General features: G+C 50.5%; 19 protein-coding genes. 18 read left to right on the top strand and 1 reads right to left on the bottom strand.

The features are described 5' to 3' along the window. The first annotated feature begins 300 nt into the window (after nt 1–300). Both ACJJIO_RS20515 and ACJJIO_RS20510 read left to right on the top strand, forming a co-directional pair. The gene (locus ACJJIO_RS20515; RefSeq protein ID WP_444904690.1) at nt 301–1950 is read left to right on the top strand and encodes a beta-helix domain-containing protein; all 1650 of its coding nucleotides are present in this window, start codon (nt 301–303) and stop codon (nt 1948–1950) included. A 121-nt stretch (nt 1951–2071) separates the two neighbouring features. Further along, the gene (locus ACJJIO_RS20510; RefSeq protein ID WP_444909656.1) at nt 2072–4801 is read left to right on the top strand and encodes a TonB-dependent receptor domain-containing protein; all 2730 of its coding nucleotides are present in this window, start codon (nt 2072–2074) and stop codon (nt 4799–4801) included. Nucleotides 4802–4931: 130 nt separating this feature from the next. Here the strand turns inward: ACJJIO_RS20510 and ACJJIO_RS20505 are convergent, their stop codons facing one another. Beyond that, on the bottom strand, nt 4932–6569 hold the full coding sequence (locus ACJJIO_RS20505) for an electron transfer flavoprotein-ubiquinone oxidoreductase (RefSeq protein ID WP_444884977.1): 1638 nt from the start codon (nt 6567–6569) through the stop codon (nt 4932–4934). A 353-nt stretch (nt 6570–6922) separates the two neighbouring features. Here ACJJIO_RS20505 and ACJJIO_RS20500 point away from each other — a divergent pair, with 353 nt between their 5' ends. The 16 genes from ACJJIO_RS20500 (at nt 6923) to ACJJIO_RS20425 (ending at nt 22763) form a co-directional block, all read left to right on the top strand. Then, on the top strand, nt 6923–7672 hold the full coding sequence (locus tag ACJJIO_RS20500; RefSeq protein WP_252085838.1) for an electron transfer flavoprotein subunit beta/FixA family protein: 750 nt from the start codon (nt 6923–6925) through the stop codon (nt 7670–7672). After that, complete coding sequence (locus ACJJIO_RS20495) at nt 7672–8601, top strand: electron transfer flavoprotein subunit alpha/FixB family protein (protein ID WP_444884976.1); 930 nt, start codon at nt 7672–7674, stop codon at nt 8599–8601. The genes ACJJIO_RS20500 and ACJJIO_RS20495 overlap by 1 nt, the downstream gene beginning before the upstream one ends. A gap of 221 nt (nt 8602–8822) precedes the next feature. Further along, nucleotides 8823–9515, top strand: a complete 693-nt coding sequence (locus tag ACJJIO_RS20490; RefSeq protein WP_444884975.1) for a type II secretion system protein N — start codon at nt 8823–8825, stop codon at nt 9513–9515. A gap of 58 nt (nt 9516–9573) precedes the next feature. After that, on the top strand, nt 9574–11613 hold the full coding sequence (gene gspD, locus ACJJIO_RS20485; RefSeq protein ID WP_252085841.1) for a type II secretion system secretin GspD: 2040 nt from the start codon (nt 9574–9576) through the stop codon (nt 11611–11613). Further along, nucleotides 11610–13106, top strand: coding sequence for a type II secretion system ATPase GspE (gene gspE, locus ACJJIO_RS20480; protein ID WP_444884974.1), 1497 nt, complete (start codon nt 11610–11612; stop codon nt 13104–13106). Before gspD ends, gspE begins: the two co-directional genes overlap by 4 nt. A gap of 2 nt (nt 13107–13108) precedes the next feature. Continuing rightward, entirely contained in the window at nt 13109–14326 is a 1218-nt protein-coding gene (gene gspF / locus ACJJIO_RS20475; RefSeq protein WP_252085843.1) for a type II secretion system inner membrane protein GspF, read from the top strand. A 266-nt stretch (nt 14327–14592) separates the two neighbouring features. Further along, nucleotides 14593–15021, top strand: coding sequence for a type II secretion system major pseudopilin GspG (gspG, locus tag ACJJIO_RS20470; protein WP_252085844.1), 429 nt, complete (start codon nt 14593–14595; stop codon nt 15019–15021). Between the two features lie 20 nt (nt 15022–15041). Next, on the top strand, nt 15042–15629 hold the full coding sequence (locus ACJJIO_RS20465) for a prepilin-type N-terminal cleavage/methylation domain-containing protein (protein WP_252085845.1): 588 nt from the start codon (nt 15042–15044) through the stop codon (nt 15627–15629). After that, nucleotides 15619–16002, top strand: a complete 384-nt coding sequence (gene gspI, locus ACJJIO_RS20460; protein ID WP_252085846.1) for a type II secretion system minor pseudopilin GspI — start codon at nt 15619–15621, stop codon at nt 16000–16002. Before ACJJIO_RS20465 ends, gspI begins: the two co-directional genes overlap by 11 nt. A gap of 5 nt (nt 16003–16007) precedes the next feature. Then, nucleotides 16008–16817 (top strand): type II secretion system minor pseudopilin GspJ, encoded by an 810-nt coding sequence (gene gspJ, locus ACJJIO_RS20455; protein ID WP_444909655.1) that lies wholly within the window; start codon nt 16008–16010, stop codon nt 16815–16817. Further along, nucleotides 16804–17799, top strand: a complete 996-nt coding sequence (gene gspK, locus ACJJIO_RS20450) for a type II secretion system minor pseudopilin GspK (RefSeq protein ID WP_444909654.1) — start codon at nt 16804–16806, stop codon at nt 17797–17799. Before gspJ ends, gspK begins: the two co-directional genes overlap by 14 nt. A 33-nt stretch (nt 17800–17832) precedes the next feature. Then, entirely contained in the window at nt 17833–19167 is a 1335-nt protein-coding gene (gene gspL / locus ACJJIO_RS20445; protein WP_444909653.1) for a type II secretion system protein GspL, read from the top strand. A 43-nt stretch (nt 19168–19210) separates the two neighbouring features. Then, entirely contained in the window at nt 19211–19696 is a 486-nt protein-coding gene (locus ACJJIO_RS20440) for a type II secretion system protein M (protein ID WP_444884969.1), read from the top strand. Between the two features lie 225 nt (nt 19697–19921). Beyond that, on the top strand, nt 19922–20194 hold the full coding sequence (locus ACJJIO_RS20435; protein WP_252085851.1) for an acetyltransferase: 273 nt from the start codon (nt 19922–19924) through the stop codon (nt 20192–20194). A 109-nt stretch (nt 20195–20303) separates the two neighbouring features. Further along, entirely contained in the window at nt 20304–20507 is a 204-nt protein-coding gene (locus tag ACJJIO_RS20430) for a DUF2788 domain-containing protein (protein WP_252085852.1), read from the top strand. Between the two features lie 45 nt (nt 20508–20552). Continuing rightward, complete coding sequence (locus ACJJIO_RS20425) at nt 20553–22763, top strand: response regulator (protein ID WP_252085853.1); 2211 nt, start codon at nt 20553–20555, stop codon at nt 22761–22763. Nucleotides 22764–22800 lie beyond the last annotated feature (37 nt).

Genomic DNA, 22800 nt, shown 5'->3' with positions numbered 1-22800 from the left:
TGGTTTTTATATTTCTTTCATTTTTCTGAAAGCGTATGTAAATCCAAGGGAAATAAAAAATACAATTAAATGTAAAGTTCAAGTTTCTAGTGCAAAAATTACTGAAAACATATAAAAAGTTAACAAATTCGCAATACGCCGTTTCTACACTCCCCTTCGTCCTATTCGCTTAGGCGTAAAAACAAACATAGTGTTCAGGCAGTCAATTATTTGATTTCAAGTTTTTACCTGTAAGTAAAATCTGAGGTCAATATTCATAGGCTGCTCATATTTTGGATATTAATTCCTTTAGGGGGGGGTATGAAGCGTATACAAAATCGAGTTGTCCTGGCTGCTGTAATTGCGGCTTTATTGGCGGGTTGTGATGGTGGTGGTGTCAGTGTTGAGCCTAAGACCGTAGATAATTCAGTAGATAACTCTGTTGATAATTCTGGAAGTGGTTCTTCAGAAAACCCCTGTGCAATTATCGAAAGCTCGGGCGTGCAAGGTACCTACGAGAGTGGTAACTGCCGATATGGAACCGATTTTGTTTCTGCATCCAATCCTTTAATTGAAGATTTGTACCTCCCGGCGCTTTCAGAAGGTGGAGCCCATATTTTTGATGGTAGTCTTTTTGTTGGTGAAAATTTCTCTAGTGATGCCGACTTGCAGGCCGCTGGTATCACCAAGGGAGGAGATAACGTAAAGCTGGAGATACAGGCTGGGACAACCGTTGCGTTCAAGGATAACTCGGCTTTTATGGTCGTGAATCGTGGCTCGCAAGTTTTTGCCCGTGGTACTGAAACCGCACCAATTACCTTCACTTCTGAAACTGATGTTCGCGGCACTGTGACTGCTGATGCAGTATCCCAGTGGGGTGGAATGGTTATCAATGGTTTTGGTGTTACCAATAAATGTAAATATAAAGGCTCTATTGGCAGCGGAGATTTGGTCTTGGATGGAGAGTGTCATGTTGCTGCCGAGGGGTCTACTGACGATAACACTTCATACTACGGCGGCGACAACAATGCGGATAACTCTGGTGAGCTTTCCTATGTCGTCGTAAAACATACTGGAGCCTTGGTCGCTAGTGGCGATGAGCTCAATGGTATCTCATTTGATGCGGTTGGAAATGGGACTGTGGTAAACAATTTGCAGGCTTATTCCACTTTTGATGATGGGATTGAGTTCTTTGGTGGTGCGGTAGATATTAATAATTATGTTGCTCTTTATGTGCGAGATGACTCAATCGATATTGACGAGGGTTACCGCGGAAGTATCACCAATGCCCTGGTGATTCAGAGTGAAAATGATGGCAACCACTGTATTGAGGCAGATGGAATCGGTTCTTATAAAGACACGATTGATTACACCGCACTGATTAATCAAGGGCTTAACAGTCGCCCTATGATTGATGGTCTGACTTGTATCGTTTCTGCTCAAAAAGAAGGTACGCATGATCCGGGTGCTGGGTGGCGCTTGCGTGAGGGTATTTACCCAATGATTACTAACTCAATAATCGTTGCCTCATTTAAAGCTGACGAAACGGCTGATGATGGTAGCAACTACTGTTTACGTATGGAGAGTGCTCAAACCCGTAACGAAGCGACCTCCGGAAAAGAGCTAGCCCTGACCTCAAACATTTTCGCTTGTGAAGATCGCACTAAAACCGACGAAGCTTCATTCGATTTAGTGGCCTGGGCTGAAGATAACGGTAACCAGTTTGCCCCGATTTCTGGTGCGGTGAGCCCAACCATCGGTATTGATACCAATTTTATTTTGCTAGACGGAGCCCCTGCAATCTATACGGTGGCTGCTGATCAACAGCGCATCAATGATGCCGTGCCTACTGTAACTGCGTTTGAACGCGCATACTTGGGTGCCCTCGATATAAATGGCACTGACTGGACTCAAGGTTGGACTTACGGCCTTCACCAGGGCAACCGTGCACAGCCTCTCTGGTTTGAATAATTAGCTTTAGGGATTGTTAGGAGTATTTCTCCTGAACCTGCAGGGCGCCGCCTTCGCTGATGGGGTTGGCGCCCTGTTTGGTTTTGATACCCCAAAATAGGAATGATAAGAGGCCCGTGTAATGGCTAAATATGAAAATTTCCAGAGACTGCCGTTGGTAATGGCTATTACCGCGGCCTCTGCTATGGCTCCTGGTGTATTTGCCCAGGATGCGGATTTGGTGGAAGAAAGCACTGGTACAGCACAAGGGATTGAAGAAGTGGTAGTTCAGGGGCGTTTGCGGGACTCCGCAGAGGCCCTGGTCAGTGAGCGCCTGGAAGAAGAAGTGGTCACCGATATCCTTGGTGCCGAGATGATCGGTCGGGTAGGGGATTCTACAGTGGCGGCTGCGTTGCGCAGGGTGTCAGGACTGTCGCTCGTGAGTGATAAGTTCGTCTATGTACGTGGATTGGGGGAGCGTTACTCAAGTACCACGCTAAATGGTGCGATAGTGCCCTCACCGGACCTGACCCGAAATGTAATCCCCCTCGATTTATTCCCTACTTCTATAGTGGATTCCCTGGCTGTTCAGAAGAGTTACTCTGCTGATCAGGCTGCTAGCTTTGGCGGTGGCAATGTGGATATTCGCACAAAGGGAATTCCCGATGATCTGACTTATTCTGTAGAGTTAGGCACAGGAAGCAATACGGAAACCAGCGGTGAGGTTCTGAGTTATCAGGGTGGGGATGATGATATCTTCGGAACTGATGATGGTACCAGGGCACTCCCAGGAGAAATATCTGCAGCGCTAAAACGCTTTAGGGGAGGCTTGGGTATCTCCGATATCAGAAAAGTTCTGGTCGAGGAGGGAAATCAGTATGCCAGTGAGCAGGAGGCCGATGATGCAGCTCAAGCGCTAAATCGTGAACTGGCCTTAAATCTCAATCGTGATATTTCTATCGAAGAGGATTCCAGTGATTTGGATGGGGATGTGAAAGCGAGTGTAGGCAATCGTTTTTCCCTCAATGATCATTGGGAGTTGGGGTTTCTGGCTGGAGCTTCTTATAAAAATAAGTGGAGGGAGTCTGAGAGAACCCTACGCAATTTTGGTGCCCCCAAAGAGCAATTGAATAATCGTAACAAGTCAACTTATTCAGTGGATATCAGTGGGAATTTAAATTTAGGTATACGCTTTGCTGATGAGCATGTGATTGAAACTACGAGTATATTCCTGCGCAATACTGATGATGAAACCTCTATTACTGATTACTTTAATGAGAATCGACAGGTGTCGGACGGTTCTGGTTATCGTGAGTATTTGCTGAAGTATGAAGAGAGAGAGCTAGCCCTGAATCAGGTCAAGGGCAGTCACTCTCTGGGGCCTGAGACCAAAACTCTTATGCCCTTTGACCTCCTCAATTGGGTTCCGGAAGAGGTGGTTGTCGATTGGTTTTATTCGGATGCAACAGCGACCACAGATATCCCCAATCAGGTCGACGTCATTTCCGATACAGTTACTGATCCTACGACGGGTGAAGTGCTTAGCTCTAAGGTCAGTACGGGTTCTGGAAGTGCAGGTTTCCGATTTACAGAGCTTGAAGACGAAGTCAAAAATTACGGTTGGTCAGTCAACTTGCCTCTAGAATTTTCATTTTCAAGTTTGGAGTTGACGGGCGGCTTCGCGAGGATGGAGAAGGGGCGCTCATACAAGCAAACTGAGCTGCGCCTAGATATCTTCAGTGTGGCTACTGAAGATGTACTCGTTGGCCCGCTGGGCGAGGTATTTGGTGATGAAAATATCACCAACAATGGAAATGACTACGTTTTCGACTTGGCGGGAAGTAACAAGCAAAGCTATTTAGCAGCTACGGCTACAGATGCAGTATTTGGTAAATTCGATTGGACATTATTTGAAACCTGGCGAATTTCGGCTGGGGCGCGCTGGGAGGATTACAGTCAAGTGGCACTTGAGTGGAATCCTTATGGCTACACCATAGATGACCCTCAAGTAATAACTGACCCGAAAGAACTGCTGGAAGCCGTATATTCTGAAGATGACATTTATCCATCTTTCTCACTGACTTATATGGGAGAGTTTTGGACGGAGACTTTTCAGCTTCGTTTTGGAGTCTCAAAGACAGCTGTACGGCCGGATCTTCGTGAAATTACCGATGCGTATTATATCGATCCTATTACTGGAGAGCAGGTCAAAGGTAACCCCAGTGTTCGTCCCTCTGAAATCCATAATTATGATCTGCGTGCCGAATGGTTCTTCGATAGTGGGGACAACTTAACGGTTTCCGCTTTTTATAAGGATGTTATTGACCCCATAGAATTTTTTGAAGCGGCTTCCAGTGATACCAATGTAGCCAGGGAAATTATTAATGCCGAGTCTGGAGAAATTACCGGTATTGAAATCGAGGGCATGAAGCAGCTCGGCTTCCTGGGTGACTCGATGGAGAGTTTCTTTGTGCAGGGCAACGTCACTTTGCAGGAGACGGAATTGGTTGCGGGGGGTGAGGCTGATGCGCCTACGAATCCTGAGCGGGAAATGACGGGGGCTTCGGAGTTTGTCGTGAATATGCTTTTGGGCTTTGATAGTCCTGATGGCAACCATTCGGCAACATTGGGGTATAACGTATTTGGTGAGAGGTTGCATCTCGCCGGCCGTAAACTCGATCCAGACTCATATGAACAACCTTTTCATTCTTTGGATTTGACTTACTCCTGGTATCCCATCGAAGAAGTGACAATAAAAGCCAAGATGCAAAATTTGTTGGATGAGTCTATCGAGATTGAGCGTGATGGCGTCATCGTATTCGAAGAGAAGCTTGGCCAATTCTTTGCCTTAAGTGCTCAGTATAAATTCTGATTTTCTGCCTGCTAAATCCTGCTTCCGACTTCTGGGAGCAGGAGTTCATCTGGTTTTGCGTTCTTAGAAGAGCGCTGACTAATAACGCGGATACAAAAATGGCGCCCGAAGGCGCCAGAAAGCAAACTGCTTACATATTTGGGTAGTTGGGGCCGCCGCCACCTTCTGGAGTAACCCAGACAATATTCTGGGTTGGGTCTTTGATGTCACAGGTCTTACAGTGCACACAGTTCTGTGCATTTATCTGGAAACGTTTGCCGTTGGTATCTTCAACCACTTCATAAACGCCTGCAGGGCAGTAACGCTGAGCCGGTTCATCATAAATCGGCAGATTGTGGTTAAGCGGAATCTCCGGATCCTTCAGGGTTAGGTGACAAGGCTGGTCTTCCTCGTGGTTGGTGTTAGAAATAAACACAGAGGAGAGCTTGTCAAAGCTGAGTACGCCATCGGGCTTGGGGTAATCAATTTTTGCGCAGTCCGCAGCCGGTTTCAGTTGTGCATGGTCAGCTTTGGTGTCGCGCAGGGTCCAGGGCAGCTTGCCTTTGAAGATATTGATATCGACAAATGCGTAAGCTGAACCGAGGATGTTGCCCCACTTGTGTTGTGCCGGGCCGAAGTTGCGCTGCATATGCAGCTCTTTCCAGGCCCAGCTGTCACGATACTTGGTGGTGTAGTCGGTCAGCTCTTCACTGTTGCGCTCTGCGGCAAGGGCTTCCACTACGGACTCAGCGGCGATCATGCCGGACTTCATCGCGGTATGATTGCCCTTGATTTTGGCGAAGTTCAGGGTGCCGGCGTTGTCGCCGATCAGCAGGCCGCCAGGGAAGGTCATCTTCGGCTGAGATTGCAGTCCACCTTTAACAATGGCACGTGCACCGTAAGCGACACGCTGACCACCGTCCAAGTATTGTTTGATTACCGGATGATGTTTGTAACGCTGAAATTCGTCAAAGGGGCTTACGTGTGGATTGCTGTAAGCGAGATCGGTAATTAGGCCAACCACAACCTGGTTGTCTTCCAGGTGATAAAGGAAACCACCACCGTGGGTGCCGCTTTGCTCCAAAGGCCAGCCTGCTGTGTGAACTACCAGGCCTTGCTGGTGTTTGTCCGCAGGAACTTTCCAGATTTCCTTAACGCCAATGCCGTAATGTTGCGGATCGGCATCTGTATCCAGCTTGAAGCGCTCGATCAGTTGCTTGCCCAGATGGCCGCGACAGCCTTCGGCAAAAAGAGTGTACTTGGCGTGCAGCTCCATGCCTGGCATATAGGAGTCTTTCTGCTCACCATTTAAGCCAATACCCATATCGCCGGTGGCAATACCTTTTACAGAGCCATCTTCGTTGTACAGAACTTCTGCAGCGGCGAAGCCGGGGAAAATCTCCACCCCCAGGTTCTCTGCCTGCTCGGCCAACCAACGGCAAAGGTTACCGAGGCTGATAATGTAGTTGCCCTCATTGTGCATGGTGCTTGGCACAAACATGTTGGGCACTTTGATGGAATTCTCATCGCTGCGTAGAACGTAGATATCGTCGCCCTTGACCTCTGTGTTCAGCGGGGCGCCGCGCTCTTTCCAGTCTGGGAATAGCTCATTTAGAGCAGTTGGCTCAAAAACTGCGCCGGAGAGAATGTGGGCGCCGACCTCGGAACCTTTCTCCACAACGCATACTGAGACATCTTCATTGAGCTGGCGAATACGGCAGGCCGCTGCCAATCCGGCCGGACCGGCACCCACGATCACTACATCGTATTCCATTGATTCGCGTTCCACGGCACTCTCCTCAGCAGTTGTATTCAACTTTTTGCGGCCATTCCGGCCTTATCATTTATATAGAGGGCGGATTATATAGGCGTTTATTCAACCCTACCAATTGCATGACTATTCATTTGCTATGGCAAATGTGCTGTATTTCAACAGCTTAGGGAAGCTGAATAGATGGTCTCTATTTCCTGAAATAGATTGCATGAATGGCAGAAGTCACTTCTATTTGGCTATTGATTTTGCGGTATAGAACCGCCACCATACACGCCGTTCAAACACCTGTTTGACCAGAACACCGTATCCGTTCGCGATGAGAATCGTCAGTCGCGGCTGTTAAAAAGCATATTTGAGACGGGATTTCCATGAAAGTTCTTGTAGCTGTGAAACGCGTTGTCGACTACAACGTCAAGGTTCGCCCCAAGGCGGACGGCACTGACGTTGATACTGCCAACGTCAAAATGTCTATCAACCCCTTCTGCGAAATTGCAGTAGAAGAGGCGGTTCGCTTGAAGGAAAAAGGCGTTGTTAGTGAGATAGTCGCCGTTTCCATGGGTCCCAAGCAGAGCCAGGAGCAAATTCGCACAGCACTGGCGCTGGGAGCCGACCGAGGCATTCTGGTTGAGACCGATGCCGAACTGCAGCCTCTGGCTGTGGCTAAGTGCCTGAAGGCGATTGTCGATAAAGAAGAGCCGCAAATGGTTATTCTCGGCAAGCAGTCTATCGATGGCGACAACAACCAAACTGGCCAGATGCTGGGCGCATTGACTGGTATGGGGCAGGGCACCTTTGCTTCCGAAGTGGTTGTAGAAGGCGACGCTGTGAAGGTAACCCGTGAAATCGATGGCGGCCTGCAGACTGTTGAGCTGAAGCTGCCAGCTATCGTGACTACCGACCTGCGTTTGAATGAGCCACGATATGCATCTTTGCCGAATATCATGAAGGCCAAGAAGAAGCCTCTCGATACTACTACTCCCGATGAGTTGGGTGTAGACATCGCTCCTCGCACTAAAACCCTGAAAGTCGAGCCACCAGCAGAGCGTCAGGCTGGCGTTAAAGTTGCCGACGTGGCGGAACTGGTAGAGAAACTGAAAAACGAGGCGAAGGTAATCTGATGAGCATCCTGGTTATTGCTGAACACGACAACGCCGAACTGAAGGGCGCTACGCTCAACACTATCGCCGCAGCTAAGGCTATCGGTGGCGACATCGCCGTCCTAGTCGCTGGCGCAGGCTGTTCTGCTGTTGCAGACGCCGCTGCTAAAGTTGATGGCGTAAGCAAAGTATTGCTGGCTGACAACGCTGCTTACGAGCACCAGTTGGCTGAAAACGTTGCCAAGCTGGTTGCCGATCTGGGAAAAGATTACGGCCATATCCTGGCGCCAGCCACTACCACCGGTAAAAACATGCTGCCGCGTGCCGCTGCGCTGCTGGATGTTCAACCGATCTCTGACATTATCTCTGTAGAGAGTGCCGATACTTTCAAGCGTCCAATCTACGCTGGCAACGTTATCGCGACCGTGCAGAGCTCTGACGCCATTAAGGTGATTTCCGTTCGTACTACTGCTTTCGACGCAGTGGCTGCAGAAGGTGGAAGTGCAGCTGTTGAGGCTGTAGATATTGCCGATGACGCCGGTGTTTCTTCTTTCGTAGGAGAAGAGCTTGCTAAATCCGACCGCCCTGAGCTTACCGCCGCTAGCGTGGTAGTTTCCGGTGGTCGCGGTATGCAGAATGGCGACAACTTCGAGATGCTGTACAAGTTGGCAGACAAGCTGGGTGCGGCGGTTGGCGCCTCACGCGCTGCAGTAGACGCTGGATTTGTGCCAAATGATATGCAAGTTGGCCAAACCGGTAAGATCGTTGCTCCGGACTTGTACATTGCCGTTGGTATTTCCGGTGCCATCCAACATTTGGCTGGCATGAAGGATTCCAAGGTTATTGTGGCTATCAACAAAGATGAGGAGGCTCCAATCTTCTCCGTTGCTGACTACGGCTTGGTGGCAGATTTGTTTGAAGCAGTCCCCGAGCTGGAAGCAAAGCTGTAATTTCTGATTAGTATACTGATCAGTACTGGAAAAGGCGGCGTATTGCCGCCTTTTCTCATTTTTGGCTTCTGGACTACGGAACTAGTGTGCAATTTCGGGGACGAAGTGTTGGTTTGCAACGTTTAACTGGGCAGGAGCGTTGCCTTTCGAAGGCGAAGGCAACAAAATAGGCGTCAAAAACCAATAACCTAAGAAAGTTGAACTTGTATGTGGGTATGTTCATGTCCCCATTAAAGCGAGCCATTGGCTCAGTCGGTAAAGGCTTTAGCCAGGGCGATTCACGCAGATCGCTCTCTCGTGGCACCATGGCGGCATCTGCGGTGGGGTTGCTGTGGGTATCTGGCAATCTACTTGCCTATGGCTCTTTACTGATTCCTGCAGAGCCGGAAGAGTCTCTGCTGGCCGAGCGCAATGATAGTCGTGTGAGTGCCCCCCAGGCAGCTTCAATACCGAACACTCCCTTCTTTGGTTATGCCGAAGCCAAGAAGCAAGAAGCTGTTCCCGAAGTTGATCTCTCCAACCTCCCTATAACCCAGCTGAACATCGTCCTCTCTGGCGTTTTGGATAATTCGGACAAGAGTAAAGCCAGCGCCCTGGTTGCCGAAAAAGGCAAGCCTGCAAAGCGTTTGTATGTGGGGGATTCCCTTCCTGGTGGCGCAGAACTTTATTCTGTTGAGGTAGACCATGTAGTTCTTCGTCGTAATGGCAGGATGGAAAAGCTGACATATCCCGAGATGGATGGCCGCCCCAATGTCCCGCTGAAAAACTACTCAAGCCTGTCACGCAAATCTAGGCAAAGTAGTAGTGCGGGAAGTTCCTCAAGACGTGAGGCGAGCCAGGAAAGTATTCGAGAGCGGATGGAAAAGCTGCGTGAACTGGCCCGTGAGCGTCGTGCTCAGCGCCAGCCCCAATAAAAACTGTCTAACTAGATTGTTTTGAGTTTTTTGAACATTTACTAGAGCCAGATAAATAATGATGAAGATGTTTTATCGACGGCTGATTGCGGTCGGGTTTAGTTTTTTTGTGTCTACTGCAACGCTGGCTCAGGGCCCGGAGAGAGTTACCCTTTCTCTCGACAATGCCGATGTTCGCGACCTGATTAACTGGGCAGCGGATTTCACCGGAAAAAATATAATTGTCCACCCCAATGTAAAGGGAAAAGTCACCGTTGTTGCCGGTGACCCTATGACACATGATGAAGCCTTCGATGTTTTTATGTCGGTGCTTCAAGTAAATGGTTTCAGCCTGGTAGAGCAGGGTGGTACCTGGAAAGTGGTACCCGATGCCCTTGCCAAGCAGCAGGCGATTCCGGTTGCTGATGAAAATACCCGTGCGCCGGCCGAATCATTAGTCGTTCGTACTGTTCGAGTTGAGAATATCTCAGCTTCCCAGTTGATCGCTATGTTGCGCCCGCTGATTCCTCAGACTGGCCACCTGGCAGCTTATGCTGATACCAATACCCTGATTATTGCTGATCGTGCTGCGAATATTGACCAGATTGTTCTATTGGTAAAACAGCTCGATCGTGCAGGTGCCATCGACATTGAAGTGGTGCCACTGATGTTTGCTTCCGCCAAAGAAGTGAAGCAAATTCTCAATGACTTGTTGCAGGCGTCTGGTGGCAAGGGCGCTGGCCGGGAAGTTCAGCCGTTGCGAATCGCAGTGGACGAGCGTTCCAATAGCGTTCTTTTGACCGGTGACCCAGTAACACGCCAGCAGATCAGAACCGTTATTGCCCGCTTGGACCAGCCGCTGGATGGTGATGGCAATACGGCTGTGGTTTATGTTCAGTATGCCAATGCCGCCGACCTGAAACCAATTCTGGAAGGCATGAGCGGTAGTATTCAGAATACAGAAAAAGACCAGCAGGCTGCGAACGTTGAAGTCAGTATTCAGGTCAACGAATCCCTCAATGCGCTGGTTCTCACCGCGCCTCCGGCACTACTGGAAACAATGAAAGGCGTGATCGCACGGCTGGATGTACGTCGTGCTCAGGTGCTGATTGAGGCCATTATTGTCGAGGTTAAAGAGGATACCAATAATAACCTTGGTATCAGCTGGATCACGGGTGATGAAAACCTTGTTGCAGGCTGGAACAACCTACCGGCTGAAGACGGAGATGGGAATATCAATCCGTTCTCCCTTCCTTTCACGAGTATCACTGGCGCGAATGCATTACATTTAGGCTATTTGAGTGGAAGTGATATCCGAGTTGCAGTGAATGCGCTTGCCACAGCGGGCAATACCAATATTCTGTCTACGCCGACCATTATGGCTTTGGATAACGAAGAGGCTGAAATCCTCGTCGGGCAGAATGTACCCTTTATTACTGGTGAGCAATTGTTGTCCGGTAGCAATGACGACCCTTTCACCACTATTCAGCGGGAAGATATTGGTACCACCCTCAAAGTCACTCCACGTGTAAATAACAATAACTCGGTAACTTTGGAAATTGAGCAGAAGGTTGAAAACCTGCTTTCCGCTGCTGCTGATGCCGCTGTGGGTGCCTCGGACATCGTTACTAGTAAACGTGAAATTCGCACCAAGGTATTGATTGATGATGGTGCGATTTTGGTTTTGGGTGGGCTGATAGAAGATAATGTTACTGACTCCGTGCAGAAAGTGCCTCTGTTGGGGGATATTCCAGGAATAGGGCGTCTGTTCCGAAACAACACCAAGAAAGTCGTAAAAACTAATTTGATGGTGTTCCTGAAGCCCAAGATTCTGAGCACCCAGTTGGCTGGCTATGAAGAAACCCGCAAACGCTACATGGATATGCAGCAGAAGCAGATCTTCTTGAAAGACAGAACGAGCCTGCTGTGGGATTGGCACCGCGGTGATGCACTGCCTGACCTGATGCCGCCAACAGGAACTTATAACGAAAGCCCAGCGCCGGTAGATGGTTCTATCAATGCCGTTGACAACCTGGAAGACGCCCTTGAGGGAGTACCTGGCGAGGTTGAAGTGTTGGATGGTGAGGTTGAGGTGCTGGAGGTAGAAGAATCTAAATGACGGTTGATACAGGAACAGGGACTCCAGCAATTCGTCGCCTTCCATATGCTTTCGCTAAGCGCCACAAGGTCCTGCTACTGGAGCAGGAGGGGCGCCCGCTGTGCCAATACGTTGCACCGCTGAGCCCCTCTGCGATTGCCGAGGTGCAACGTATCAATGGTGGTGCGGTAAGCCTGGAGTCGGTGGAAGATGAAATTTTCCAGGTAGCCTTGCAGCGCCTCTACGAAAACCGTGAGGGGGGCAACCTCTCCGAAGTCGAGGGGCTGGGTGATGACTTGGATTTGGCCGCAGTTGTAGATTCGCTACCGGAAACAGAAGACCTACTAGAGCAGGAAGACGATGCGCCCATCGTTAAGCTGATCAATGCGATTTTTGCGGAGTCCCTGAAACAGGGGGCTTCGGATATTCACATTGAGACTTTTGAAAAACGCTTGATTGTGCGTTTTAGGGTAGACGGCGTGCTGCGCGAGGTGTTGCAGCCTCGGCGCGCCCTGGCTCCGCTATTGGTTTCCCGTATCAAGGTAATGGCCAAGCTGGATATCGCTGAAAAGCGTATTCCGCAGGATGGCCGTATTTCGCTGCTGATGGCCGGGCGTGAAGTCGATGTACGTGTTTCCACCATGCCGTCCTCGGCAGGTGAACGGGTGGTGATGCGCCTGCTTGACAAGCAAGCGGGTAAAATGGACTTGTCCAAACTTGGCATGTCCGAGCGGGACCACAATGTCATGACTGAGCTTTTGGCTCACCCACACGGCATTATTCTGGTTACGGGCCCGACGGGCTCAGGTAAAACGACCACTCTCTATGCCGGCCTCGGCAGCATTAACAGCCGCGAAAAAAATATCCTGACGGTGGAAGACCCGGTCGAATACAACCTGGAAGGGGTTGGACAGACCCAGGTCAACACCAAGGCAGATATGACTTTTGCACGGGGCTTGCGCGCAATTTTGCGTCAGGACCCGGATGTGGTGATGATTGGTGAGATTCGAGATCTTGAGACTATGCAGATCGCCATCCAGGCGAGTTTGACTGGTCACTTGGTACTCTCAACCCTGCATACCAATACTGCACTTGGTGCTGTTACCCGTCTGATGGATATGGGCATCGAACCTTTCTTGCTGTCCTCCAGCTTGATTGGAGTTCTGGCACAGCGCCTGGTCAGGGTGCTTTGCCCTACCTGTAAGCAGCCCCATGTTCCCGATGAAGGGGAGAGGCTAGTGCTCGGCGTCGCTCCCGCTGAAGATGCTCTCATCTACCGCCCCAATGGTTGTGATGAATGTAACCATAGCGGCTATGTGGGCCGAATCGGTATTTATGAGTTGGTGCCGCTTAATGAAATCATGCGCCAGCTGATCCACGATCGAGCCTCCGAGAGCAAGCTGGTGGCAGAAGCACGTAAATTGGGGCCGAGTATCCGCGATGACGGTATTGCCAAGGTCCTGGCCGGCAGGACTTCCCTTGAAGAAGTCATGCGGGTAACCCAGGAGTCTTAATCGTGGCAGCGTTTGAGTACACAGCCCTCGCGGCATCCGGTCGAAAAAGCAAGGGAACCCTAGAGGCCGATAGTGCCCGTTCGGCGCGGCAGCAATTGCGTGCTAAAGGCATGGTGCCTCTGGATGTTACCCCTGCCGCCGAGCAATCTGAGAAGAGTGCTGGCGGTTTTATGTCCGGAAGTCCCGGGCTCAGCATTAAAAATCTGGCCCTGCTTACCCGCCAAATTGCCACTTTGTTGCGCGCCGGTATTCCGTTGGAGGAGACCCTAGGGGCAATTGCCAACCAGACTCGCAACCAGAAAATCCGGCGGGTAGTGCTGGCGGTGCGCGGAAAGATTTTGGAGGGCCACAGTTTTGCCCAGGCCCTTGGGTGTTTCCCCAAGGCTTTCCCCAAGCTCTACCGGGCTACCGTGGAGGCCGGTGAGCACTCCGGACACTTGGATGCGGTGCTGGAACGTTTGGGAGATTACACCGAGGGGCAGCAGCAGTTTCGTCAGAAAGTGCAATTGGCACTTATTTACCCCATGGTATTGGTATTTATCTGTGTCCTCGTGGTTACTGGCCTGATGGTTTATGTGGTGCCGGATGTCATTGAGGTCTTCACCGGCACAGGACAAATTTTGCCGCTGCCCACTCGGATACTGGTCTCAATGAGTGACTTTATTGCCGCCTGGGGCTGGCTGGTGCCTCCAGCGCTAGGGGCCATTATTGCGGGTGTGGTCATTATGCTGCGCCGCCCGGCGATCAAATATAAGTTTCACCATCGCCTATTGGACCTGCCGGTAATTGGTTGGATGGTTCGCGGTGCGCAGAGTGCCCGTTATGTGGGAACCTTAGCGATCCTTACCGGCAGTAGTGTCCCACTGGTGCAGGCAATGGGTATTGCTCGCGGGGTAATGACCAATGAGTTCTTAAAGGATCGTCTGGAAACTGCACAGAAGACGGTACGTGAGGGCGGTAGTTTGCACCGAGCTATGGAGGATATTGGGTATTTCCCGCCAATGATGATCTATATGATCGCCAGTGGTGAGTCTTCTGGCACCCTGGACGAAATGCTGCAGAGGGCTGCGGAGTCCCAGGAGCAAGACCTTCAGGGGGCGGTGACTGCTTTTGTGAGCTTGTTCGAACCGCTGATGTTGCTTGTTATGGCCGCTATCGTACTATTTATCGTGATGGCCATCATGATGCCAATTATGAGCATGAACGAACTGGCTATGTAGAGTTCAAAGTAGTGAAGTCCACAGATTCAGGATGCAGGTTATTTAGGAGGGGAAGATGAAATCCTTACTAAACAGCCGTGGCTTTACCCTACGCGAGGCCTCAAGGGTACTTATTGGACTCGGCTTAGTAGGGGTGCTCGGCTTCTTACTGCTTTGAGAGTGTAGATAGATCTCTTTTTACAAAAACTGAATATTTTTAAATTGGGGCCACGATTCCCTTCGTGGCCCTGGGGGTTCCCAGCTTTCAGCTGAACTTGGAGAAAAAAATGCGAAACCTACGCAGAAGTGGTGGCTTCACCTTGATTGAAGTCATGGTGGTGATTGTGATCCTCGGTGTTCTCGGCGCCATGGTGGTTCCCAGTGTTTTGGGCAAAACTGGTGAAGCCCGTATGAAGGCCGCTCGCGTTGACCTTCGTGCTATCGAGACTGCCCTCGACATGTACCGCATGGACAACTTTGTTTACCCAAGTTCTGACCAGGGTTTGGAAGCTCTAGTTTCCCGTCCCTCCGGTTTTCCCGAAGCTAAAAACTGGACTGAGCCTTACTTAAAGAAAGCGCCCAAGGACCCTTGGGGTAATCACTACCAGTACATCAGCCCCGGCAGTGCCGGCGCATTCGATTTGTTCTCCCTGGGTGCAGATGGTAAGCCTGGTGGAGAGGGTGAAGCCGCCGATATTTTTGCCGCTGACCTGTAACTCGGTTCAATCAGCAATCGATGTATAGGCGATCAGCCCGCAGTAGGCTCAAGCGTAATCAGGGTTTCACGCTGGTCGAGATTCTGGTGGTGATTGTTATCATCGCCAGCTTGGCTGGCATGGCCATGATGTCCCTGGGCAGTTCCGGGGTGCGTGTCTGGGAAGGGGAGACTCAACGTCTCTCCGCCTTGTTGCAGCTTGTCGCGGACCGTGCCCTGATAGATAAAGCCCATTACGGCGTAGTGCTTGAACCCGAGTCTTATACGGTAGTGCGATTTGATCCCACTTCAATGACTTGGCAGGCTCCCGATATGGCTGCTGCCGGTCGGCGCAGCCAGCGATTTGCGGCTCATGAGCTTCCCGCTATCGTTCGTTTGGAGGTGCTTGAAGAGGCGGAACTGCCTTCCACCCAATCCACAGAGTTTGCTGAAGAGCAGAGCGATGAGGAAAAGATCAAGCCGCAGTTTGTCGCTTTATCGAGTGGTGAAGTGCTCCCGATCAAACTAGCCGTTTTTCTGGTCGAGGATGGTGACTTCTCTCGTGGCGCGACAATTTCTTACAGTAGCCTCTATGGCTTGCAGCTAGAGTGGCAAGCTGATGACCTTTAAGCGCAATTCCCTGGCCCGGCAGGGCGGTTTTACCCTGGTTGAGGTTTTGATCGCCCTGGTCATCTTTGGGGTTATTGCCGCCAGCGTATTGCGTACTATGCAGAGCAGCGTGCAGCGCCAAAGAGTTATGGAGGAGCGGCTCGCAGCTAACTGGGTCGCTCAACAGGTACTTTCGCAAATTAGAGTACAAACTCCCTGGCCCCCGATTGGTGAGAAAAAAGAGGAAATGTCCTTTGCGGAGAGAGACTGGGAAGTGACCGCAAAGGTAGAGGCAACCAGCGAAGAGCGCCTTCGCCATATCGTGATTCAAGTGGGTTACCCCGATGCCGAAAACCCAACTTTAACACTGGATGCCTGGGCGGCGCAGGAGTAGCTTCTATGCAGATTTCTCCAATAAAGGGCCAGTCAGGCTTTACTCTGGTTGAAGTGCTCGTCGTACTGGTGCTGGTGGCGATTATCAGTGTTGGTTCGTTTTCCCTTCTAGAAGTTTTCCATAATTCCGACAGTGTTGTTGAGCGTCGTGCAGAAGAGTTGCGCCGTTTTTCCATGGCTCTCTATCGTCTGGAGGAGGACCTACGCCAGGTAACAGCGCGACCGATTAAAAATGCCTATACGGGCTATGAACCCGCTTTGCGCGGTGATCAGGACGAATTCGAATTTACCCGCCTTGGGGCGGCAAACCTTATTGGTGAGCCTCGGGGTGAACTTCAGCGGCTGGGTTACAGTATCGGCTACCCGGAAGACGATGAGAGAAGCAGCTCCTTTACTGAAGAGGAAGATCCTGGGGCTTTGTTATTGCGCAGTCGCTGGCAAGTTTTAGACCGAGGCCCTGATTCCGAGCCAATTGTTGAACCTCTGCTCGCCGGTGTGGAGAGCCTGACTTTACAATATTTTGACCCTAGCTCAGATGCCTGGGTTGCCCAATGGCCGCCAGCCGGTACTACAGCATCTACTACCAGTGCAGATAGCCGCCTGCCAAAGGCTATCGAGTTCGTGTTAATGACTCGTCAGTACGGTGAAATACGCCGCGTATTCTCCTTCTCAACTGTAGAGTTCAGTCCTCCTGGAGTTAATTCCGGCAACGGTGGTAATGGAGGGGGGAACAACTCTGGAGGTGGGAACAACTCAAACGACGGCAATTCAGGTGGGGATAATTCCGGCGGAGGTGGTAACGATGAGCGGCTCTAAGTCGATAAAGACTTTTCGCCGCCAGCGGGGCGTGGCTTTAATTACCGTTTTACTTGTAATGGTGATTGCAATTGCCCTGGTCTCGCACGCCATTACCCGCGATCAGATTTCCATCACCCGAAGCGGTGCTCTTTTGGCCAATTCGCAATTAGCCGAGTTTGTCGCTGGGGCTGAGGCCTGGAGTAGGGTGGCGCTTCTCAAGGATTATGAAGAGGATAAAGACGCTGCCCAACCTGCCGATCACGCTCTTGAGGCCTGGGCAGCACCGGCGTTGCAGTTCAATCCTGATAACGGAAAAATACGCATAAATATCAAAGACTTAAATTCTTGCTTTAATGTAAATAATCTTGTCGATAGCGGTAACGGCACCGATCAGTTTGATATTTTTCGCCGACTGGTGAGCAATGTCATAGGAAAATCAGACTTAGCCGGGACTATTGCCGACTGGATGGATGACAACGACACGCCGCGTTCTTCAGCAACCGAGGATGATGGCTATCTCGGTAGGGATCTTGCCCATCGCACCCCAGACACCTTAATCAGTGATATATCGGAACTGTCTTCTGTACAAGGTATGGAGCCGGAAGACTGGCAGAAGCTGGCTCCATACCTGTGTGCGCTACCGGAGACTGGAAGCAAGATCAATATCAACCTGGCTTCTCAGGAGCTTCTGGAAGCGGTGGACCCCTCTGCTAGCGTGAGTAAGTTGCTGCTGTTTCGAGAGTCTGGCGGCATCCTTAGCCAGTCGGGGGATCTGTCCTCTCATGGCTTCAACAACACCAACCAGTTTGTGTTTCATAGCCAGCACTTTCTGGCGCGTATTGCTGTCCAATTGGGGGATAGTGAAGACTACCGCCAGTATTGGGAGACGTCTCTATGGCTCGATGAGGCCGGGGACGGTGAAGTCAAAGTTGTACAGCGCCAGCGGCGCACTTTTTCTGGTGCAATGATGCAGGAATTACTCGACTACAAGGCACCGTAGCGAGTCTAGATAGTAGATAGCCAATAAGATTGTATGTTTAAAAAGAAAAGCGTAAATGAAATCGGCATGCCTGCAGTGCCACCCAAGCCAGCTTTGGTCTTGCTGCGGCTCTCTGAAACTGGCGCCGGTGGGCTCACCTTACATCATTGGGAGAATGGCTCTTGGTGTGAAGCTGCTCTGGATGATGAATTCCTTTCAGCCTTCAATCCAGAGTTTGAGGCATCGGCTGTACCTGACATCCACCCAGCGTTGAACTTGCCAGAGGGCAGTAAGGCGCTGCTACTTCTGCCTGGTAACTGGGTTTGGAGTGGCGTTGAATCTATCCCCAAAGCAGCTAGACGTCAGGCCAACGCTATTGGCTATATGGTCGAAGAGCAGCTTGCGGAGGATGTAGAAGATCTGCATTTTGTCTGTGCGCCTCGCAATGGTGATATCTGTAGCATTTACGCGATTTCCAAAGACAAAATGGAAATTTTGCACAGTCAGGTGGAGCGACTCGGCTGGCCTTTGACTGCGGCATTACCAGAATATTTACTTTTGGATCTACTCGATATTGACCTTTCCCTTTGGTTGGATGGAGAGCAGGCTCATTTTTGGCAGTCGACGGGGCAGGGATTGTCGATCCGCCGCGAATACCTCCAGCCTCTGTTAGGCTCCCTTCTTGGCGCAGATATTACTTCTGAAGAAGGTGCTGATGAGGAGGAAGGGGAAGAGGGCAAAGAACTCCTGTTACTGGGTGGCGGTGAAGAGGACGGTCTTGTTGTTGCCGAGCTGGAATCACTTTTTGCCGATCGCCTACAAGTCAATCAGCGCCCACCTGAAGAAGTTTTTCTTGAGCGTTATAAGCCCGGCAAACTTAGTAATTTGCTCAGTGGCGATTATCAACTAGCCAGCGGCAAAACTGAGTCGGTATGGTGGCTAAAGCCGGCCAAAGTAGCCACCTTCTGTTTTGCCGCACAACTTCTGTTTTTTGTCGGTGCTGGGGCCTACTACCACTGGCAGGCTGAGCAGGCAGAAGAGCAGGCTAGAGCCATGTTCACAGAGATGTTCCCCAATGTACGTCCCTCGGCCCAGATGCGTAGGCAGCTAAATGGCTTCTTAAAAAATGCGGGGAATCAGGGCGGCGCCTTTACCACCCATATGCAGCAGCTCAGTAAGGTGTGGACTCAACAGCGAGGTAAAGAGTTGCAACTTCAATCACTTCGCTTTGATGGCCAGCGCGGTGAAATGGTATTGCAGCTTAAGGCACAGAACCTCTCAGATTTGGACACTTTTGTCAGCAAGCTGTCTGGCAATGGTTTGCGTGCAGATTTACTTGGTGCCAATGAGTTGAAGAAGGGCGTATCCGGGCGGGTGCGTGTGCGCTAGAGGCGCAAGGTATAAGGCGAAAGAATTCGGTATTTAAAGCAGAATGAAAGAACAAATCGAGCAGTGGAAACAGAAGTGGCAGGCGATGTCACCCAGTGATCAACGCGCCTTGAGCATCCTTAGTCTTTTTGCCGGGGCGCTTTTTATTGTCTATGGCCTTTACAGTCCGGCCAAAGGTTTTTTCGATGAGTCTCGCGCGCGAGCAGAGGAGTCACAGGAGCTGGTTCAGTGGATGGAGTCCCAGCGACCCGTGCTCTCCCGTGTTAAACCCAATGGTGGGGGCGGCCAGGCTTCCGGCACTTTGTTGCAGCGGGTAACTAATGCGGCCAAGCAAAACCGGGTCACGATTAAACGATTTGAGCCCGAAGGGGAAAATCGTATTCGTCTATGGGTTGAGGAGGTGCGCTATCAGGATCTTCAGCCATGGTTAAACCAGTTGATGAAAGAACAATTGGGTGTTCGCACCATCAACCTTGATGCCTTGCCGGAGCAGGGTATGGTTTCCGCTCGCCTGACTATTGAGGGCTAAAGGAGCCCTATCATTTTCTATAGAATTTGGAGAAGTCCGGATAAGATTAGGCTTCTCCTTATCAATCCATATGTGTTCTGCAGATCACAAGCTCTTTACAATTATGTGCTCCTCCTTGCCCTGTAGCTGCATTTCTTTTTTACATCTTTTCAATAAACCCTAATTTAGCCAGAATTGTCGCCAAAAGCCCTATACTGAAGATGGGAAGTGGAAAAAGGTGCCACTATGCTTTTTAAAGATGTAACCACCAAGCACTTGGTTGAGGTGGCAGATGTTGTCACACTCTCAAATCCCTATGAGCTCACGGTAGTTGGCCGCTATCTGTGGGGGGAAGAGGTACAAGACCCAGAAGTTTTCGATAAAACAGACTTATGTTTTCTGTCTGGTGAGCCACTACCAAGATGTTGGCACGATAGCCGCTATCGTGAGAAGGAAGTGCGTCGTTTGCGCTGTGGAACCCACGCGCAGGAAGATGGTGACTATTATCAGGGTGCTTGAACTGCCAGTCATGTTAATGGGTGAGCTGACCGACTGTATTCGGCCAAGTCTTACCTGTAGCTGTTAAGCGCTGTACAATGCGCGCCAATTTTTACAAGCGAAGATTTGCATGACTTTTGAGCAGTTTGAAGAGTATTCCCTGTGGTTGGGAATTGGCGCACTAATCTTATTCATGGTGTTTATCGTCTGGAACCTGGCCAAGGATTCTAAAGCGGGTAGGTTTGGCACCTTTATCCTGTTTCTGGCACTAGGTCTTGGACTGCTCGGCTTTATTATAAAAACAGTACTGGTTGAAGTACTTGGGATAGGCTAGGGACCTCTATGTCACCGGATACCCAATGCTCCAGGGAAGGTCGCTATGACATTATTTGATCGCCCTGAACTCAAGGTGCAGAAGGATCGGCGTATTTGCCGTGCCACCGATATGCGTATCGCCAAATATAGCCGGCGAGGCATGGTGCTCTCATTCTGTGCATTTTTGATCGCGGCCACCATCGGTGATATGCGCCTGGAAGCTCCGCGCTTATTGCTGATTCTAGGGGCCGGGTTAGTGGTTCTCACGCTGATCCGCGGTTACTACGTTTTTCGTTTTGGTCATTTGTATAGTTCGGGACCCAATCGCTGGCGTAATCATTACTTTTTTGTATCGATTCTTGGCTCTATCTGGTGGGGCCTGACTTTATTCTATTTTGTTTACTATATGGGGTTTGCCCCAGAGACCCACTTTCTGTGGATCTATACCGTCATCTTTTGCTCCAGCGTGACCACGGTATTCTCGCCTTATCACCGTTTTCTCACTTGGTTTACGGTTACTTCTCTACTGCCAGCGGCATTGATGGCTCTTTTCTCTGGCATGATCCTCGGTACTATTTACGGGACGCTCACTCTGGCCTTTATCTGGCTGACCGCTCACCAGGGGCGGCGAGAGTCGGAGAATTATTGGGAGCGCCTGTCGGCTATGCAGGAGTTGCAGCAGCGTGCGAGCAGCCTGGCCGCAGCACGAAAGCACTCTGAAGCAGCCGTTGAATTGACGAATGAATTTATTGTTAATATTGGTCAGGAATTCCGCAGCCAGCTTTCTGATGCCTTGGGGGCCTTATCTCTTTTGGAGGCAGAACCGCTAAGCGAGCGTCAAAAAGAGTGGGTGGGGCTGGCCAAAAATGCCAGCAGCCAACAGCTTAAGCTAGTGGACAATGTAGGGCTCTTTACCCGCGTTGCTCGCAAAGATATCCGTATGCGCCAGGGGCCGTTTAACCTGGTCAAAACCATTGAAAAGTCCTTCAAGTTCGCTGCGCGAGCAGCCCATAGTCAGTCTTTGGAATTTAACTTTCAGATTGATGACAGCCTGCCGGTGATGGTCACTGGCGATAATCGCAAAACAGCTCAGTTGATTCGCAATCTGGTGGACTCGGCTACGGGTATTGCCCAACGGGGAGAGCTTTGGGGCGAAGTGAGTTTTACCCCGATCACCTCTGTAGAAGGGCAGTTGAATATTACTCTGAAAGATGACGGCCGCGGTGAAATCCTGCCCGATGAGAGCGAGCTGTTTGGCGCTTTTTCCAGAATGGATACCAATCAGGTAACTACAGGTTTAGGGCTGTCTATCGCCAAGGGTCTGGCGGAAGCTATGGGGGGGTATCTACAACTGCACTCCAATCAAGACGGTAACCGCTACCAGGTCGTAGTCAAATTTACTATTGAACCTAATCAGCGTACCTACTTAACCCCGGACCGCCGTTTGCAGGATAGTGAGGTTTTACTGATACACCAAAAGGGCCTGTTTATTTCCGGCTTGATGCAGATGCTGCGCTCCTTTGGTATGGACGTAAAGTCCCAGCGCTGGTGTGAAGGTTGCGAGTGTGAAGTACAGCAGCTCCTTCAGCAGGCTTTGGAGCGAGGGCAACTGATCATGTTGGTGCCCGCCATGGGCGATGAGATACTCTTCGAATCAGTTACACCATTCTTTGAAAAGACTCATGCTGAGGACCGTGATTGCCCATTGATATGCCTGGGCGGCTTTGGTCAAAAGTCCTCTTTTGCGGAATTGCAAAGACTCGTACCTTCAGCTCTCTACCTGGGACGACCGGTAACCCGTAAGGAGTTGCACGATACTCTGGTGGAGAGAATCTTTGGCGGCGCCAAGCGAACTACTCGGCGTGTAGTAAAAGGTGGTGCCGACCAGCCGCGGCAATATTCTCTGCTGTTGGTGGAGGACTCCCGTCCACATCAGTGGGTAACGGAAGAGATGTTGCAGGCACTCGGTTACCAGGTAGATATCGCCAGCAATGGAGAGGAGGCCTTGCTGCGTTTATCAGAGGGGCATTACGACCTGGCCCTGGTAGATTGTCAGCAAAATACCGATCACAGTGCCGAGATAATCGAGATACTGCGCCGATGGGAAACAGAGCACAGGCCTGATGATCGATTACCAATCGTTGCTTTAACTAGTACCACAGAAGAACAATTCGAAGGGCGTTGTTTAGCGGCAGGAATGGATGATTATCTAACCAAGCCCCTGAGCAAGGATCTGTTACGGGAAACCTTGGCCCGTTGGTTGGGTAGCGCCTAGAGTTGCTGAACTAGGATTATTTAATAATTGGATAATA

This window comes from Microbulbifer mixtoriginis (SeqCode) (genome assembly GCF_052467235.1).
Note: the sequence above shows the minus strand (reverse complement) of the source record. Positions and strands in the feature narration are given on the sequence as shown.

Excerpts from the sequence above, each read along its gene's own strand:
- gspD (WP_252085841.1), top strand. The coding sequence starts at position 9,574 with ATGATGAAGATGTTTTATCGACGGCTGATTGCGGTCGGGTTTAGTTTT.
- gspJ (WP_444909655.1), top strand. The coding sequence starts at position 16,008 with ATGCAGATTTCTCCAATAAAGGGCCAGTCAGGCTTTACTCTGGTTGAA.
- ACJJIO_RS20425 (WP_252085853.1), top strand. The coding sequence starts at position 20,553 with ATGACATTATTTGATCGCCCTGAACTCAAGGTGCAGAAGGATCGGCGT.
- ACJJIO_RS20430 (WP_252085852.1), top strand. The coding sequence starts at position 20,304 with ATGACTTTTGAGCAGTTTGAAGAGTATTCCCTGTGGTTGGGAATTGGC.
- ACJJIO_RS20490 (WP_444884975.1), top strand. The coding sequence starts at position 8,823 with ATGTCCCCATTAAAGCGAGCCATTGGCTCAGTCGGTAAAGGCTTTAGC.
- gspG (WP_252085844.1), top strand. The coding sequence starts at position 14,593 with ATGCGAAACCTACGCAGAAGTGGTGGCTTCACCTTGATTGAAGTCATG.
- ACJJIO_RS20510 (WP_444909656.1), top strand. The coding sequence starts at position 2,072 with ATGGCTAAATATGAAAATTTCCAGAGACTGCCGTTGGTAATGGCTATT.
- ACJJIO_RS20500 (WP_252085838.1), top strand. The coding sequence starts at position 6,923 with ATGAAAGTTCTTGTAGCTGTGAAACGCGTTGTCGACTACAACGTCAAG.
- ACJJIO_RS20515 (WP_444904690.1), top strand. The coding sequence starts at position 301 with ATGAAGCGTATACAAAATCGAGTTGTCCTGGCTGCTGTAATTGCGGCT.
- gspI (WP_252085846.1), top strand. The coding sequence starts at position 15,619 with ATGACCTTTAAGCGCAATTCCCTGGCCCGGCAGGGCGGTTTTACCCTG.
- gspE (WP_444884974.1), top strand. The coding sequence starts at position 11,610 with ATGACGGTTGATACAGGAACAGGGACTCCAGCAATTCGTCGCCTTCCA.
- ACJJIO_RS20435 (WP_252085851.1), top strand. The coding sequence starts at position 19,922 with ATGCTTTTTAAAGATGTAACCACCAAGCACTTGGTTGAGGTGGCAGAT.
- ACJJIO_RS20465 (WP_252085845.1), top strand. The coding sequence starts at position 15,042 with ATGTATAGGCGATCAGCCCGCAGTAGGCTCAAGCGTAATCAGGGTTTC.
- ACJJIO_RS20440 (WP_444884969.1), top strand. The coding sequence starts at position 19,211 with ATGAAAGAACAAATCGAGCAGTGGAAACAGAAGTGGCAGGCGATGTCA.
- ACJJIO_RS20495 (WP_444884976.1), top strand. The coding sequence starts at position 7,672 with ATGAGCATCCTGGTTATTGCTGAACACGACAACGCCGAACTGAAGGGC.
- gspK (WP_444909654.1), top strand. The coding sequence starts at position 16,804 with ATGAGCGGCTCTAAGTCGATAAAGACTTTTCGCCGCCAGCGGGGCGTG.
- gspL (WP_444909653.1), top strand. The coding sequence starts at position 17,833 with ATGTTTAAAAAGAAAAGCGTAAATGAAATCGGCATGCCTGCAGTGCCA.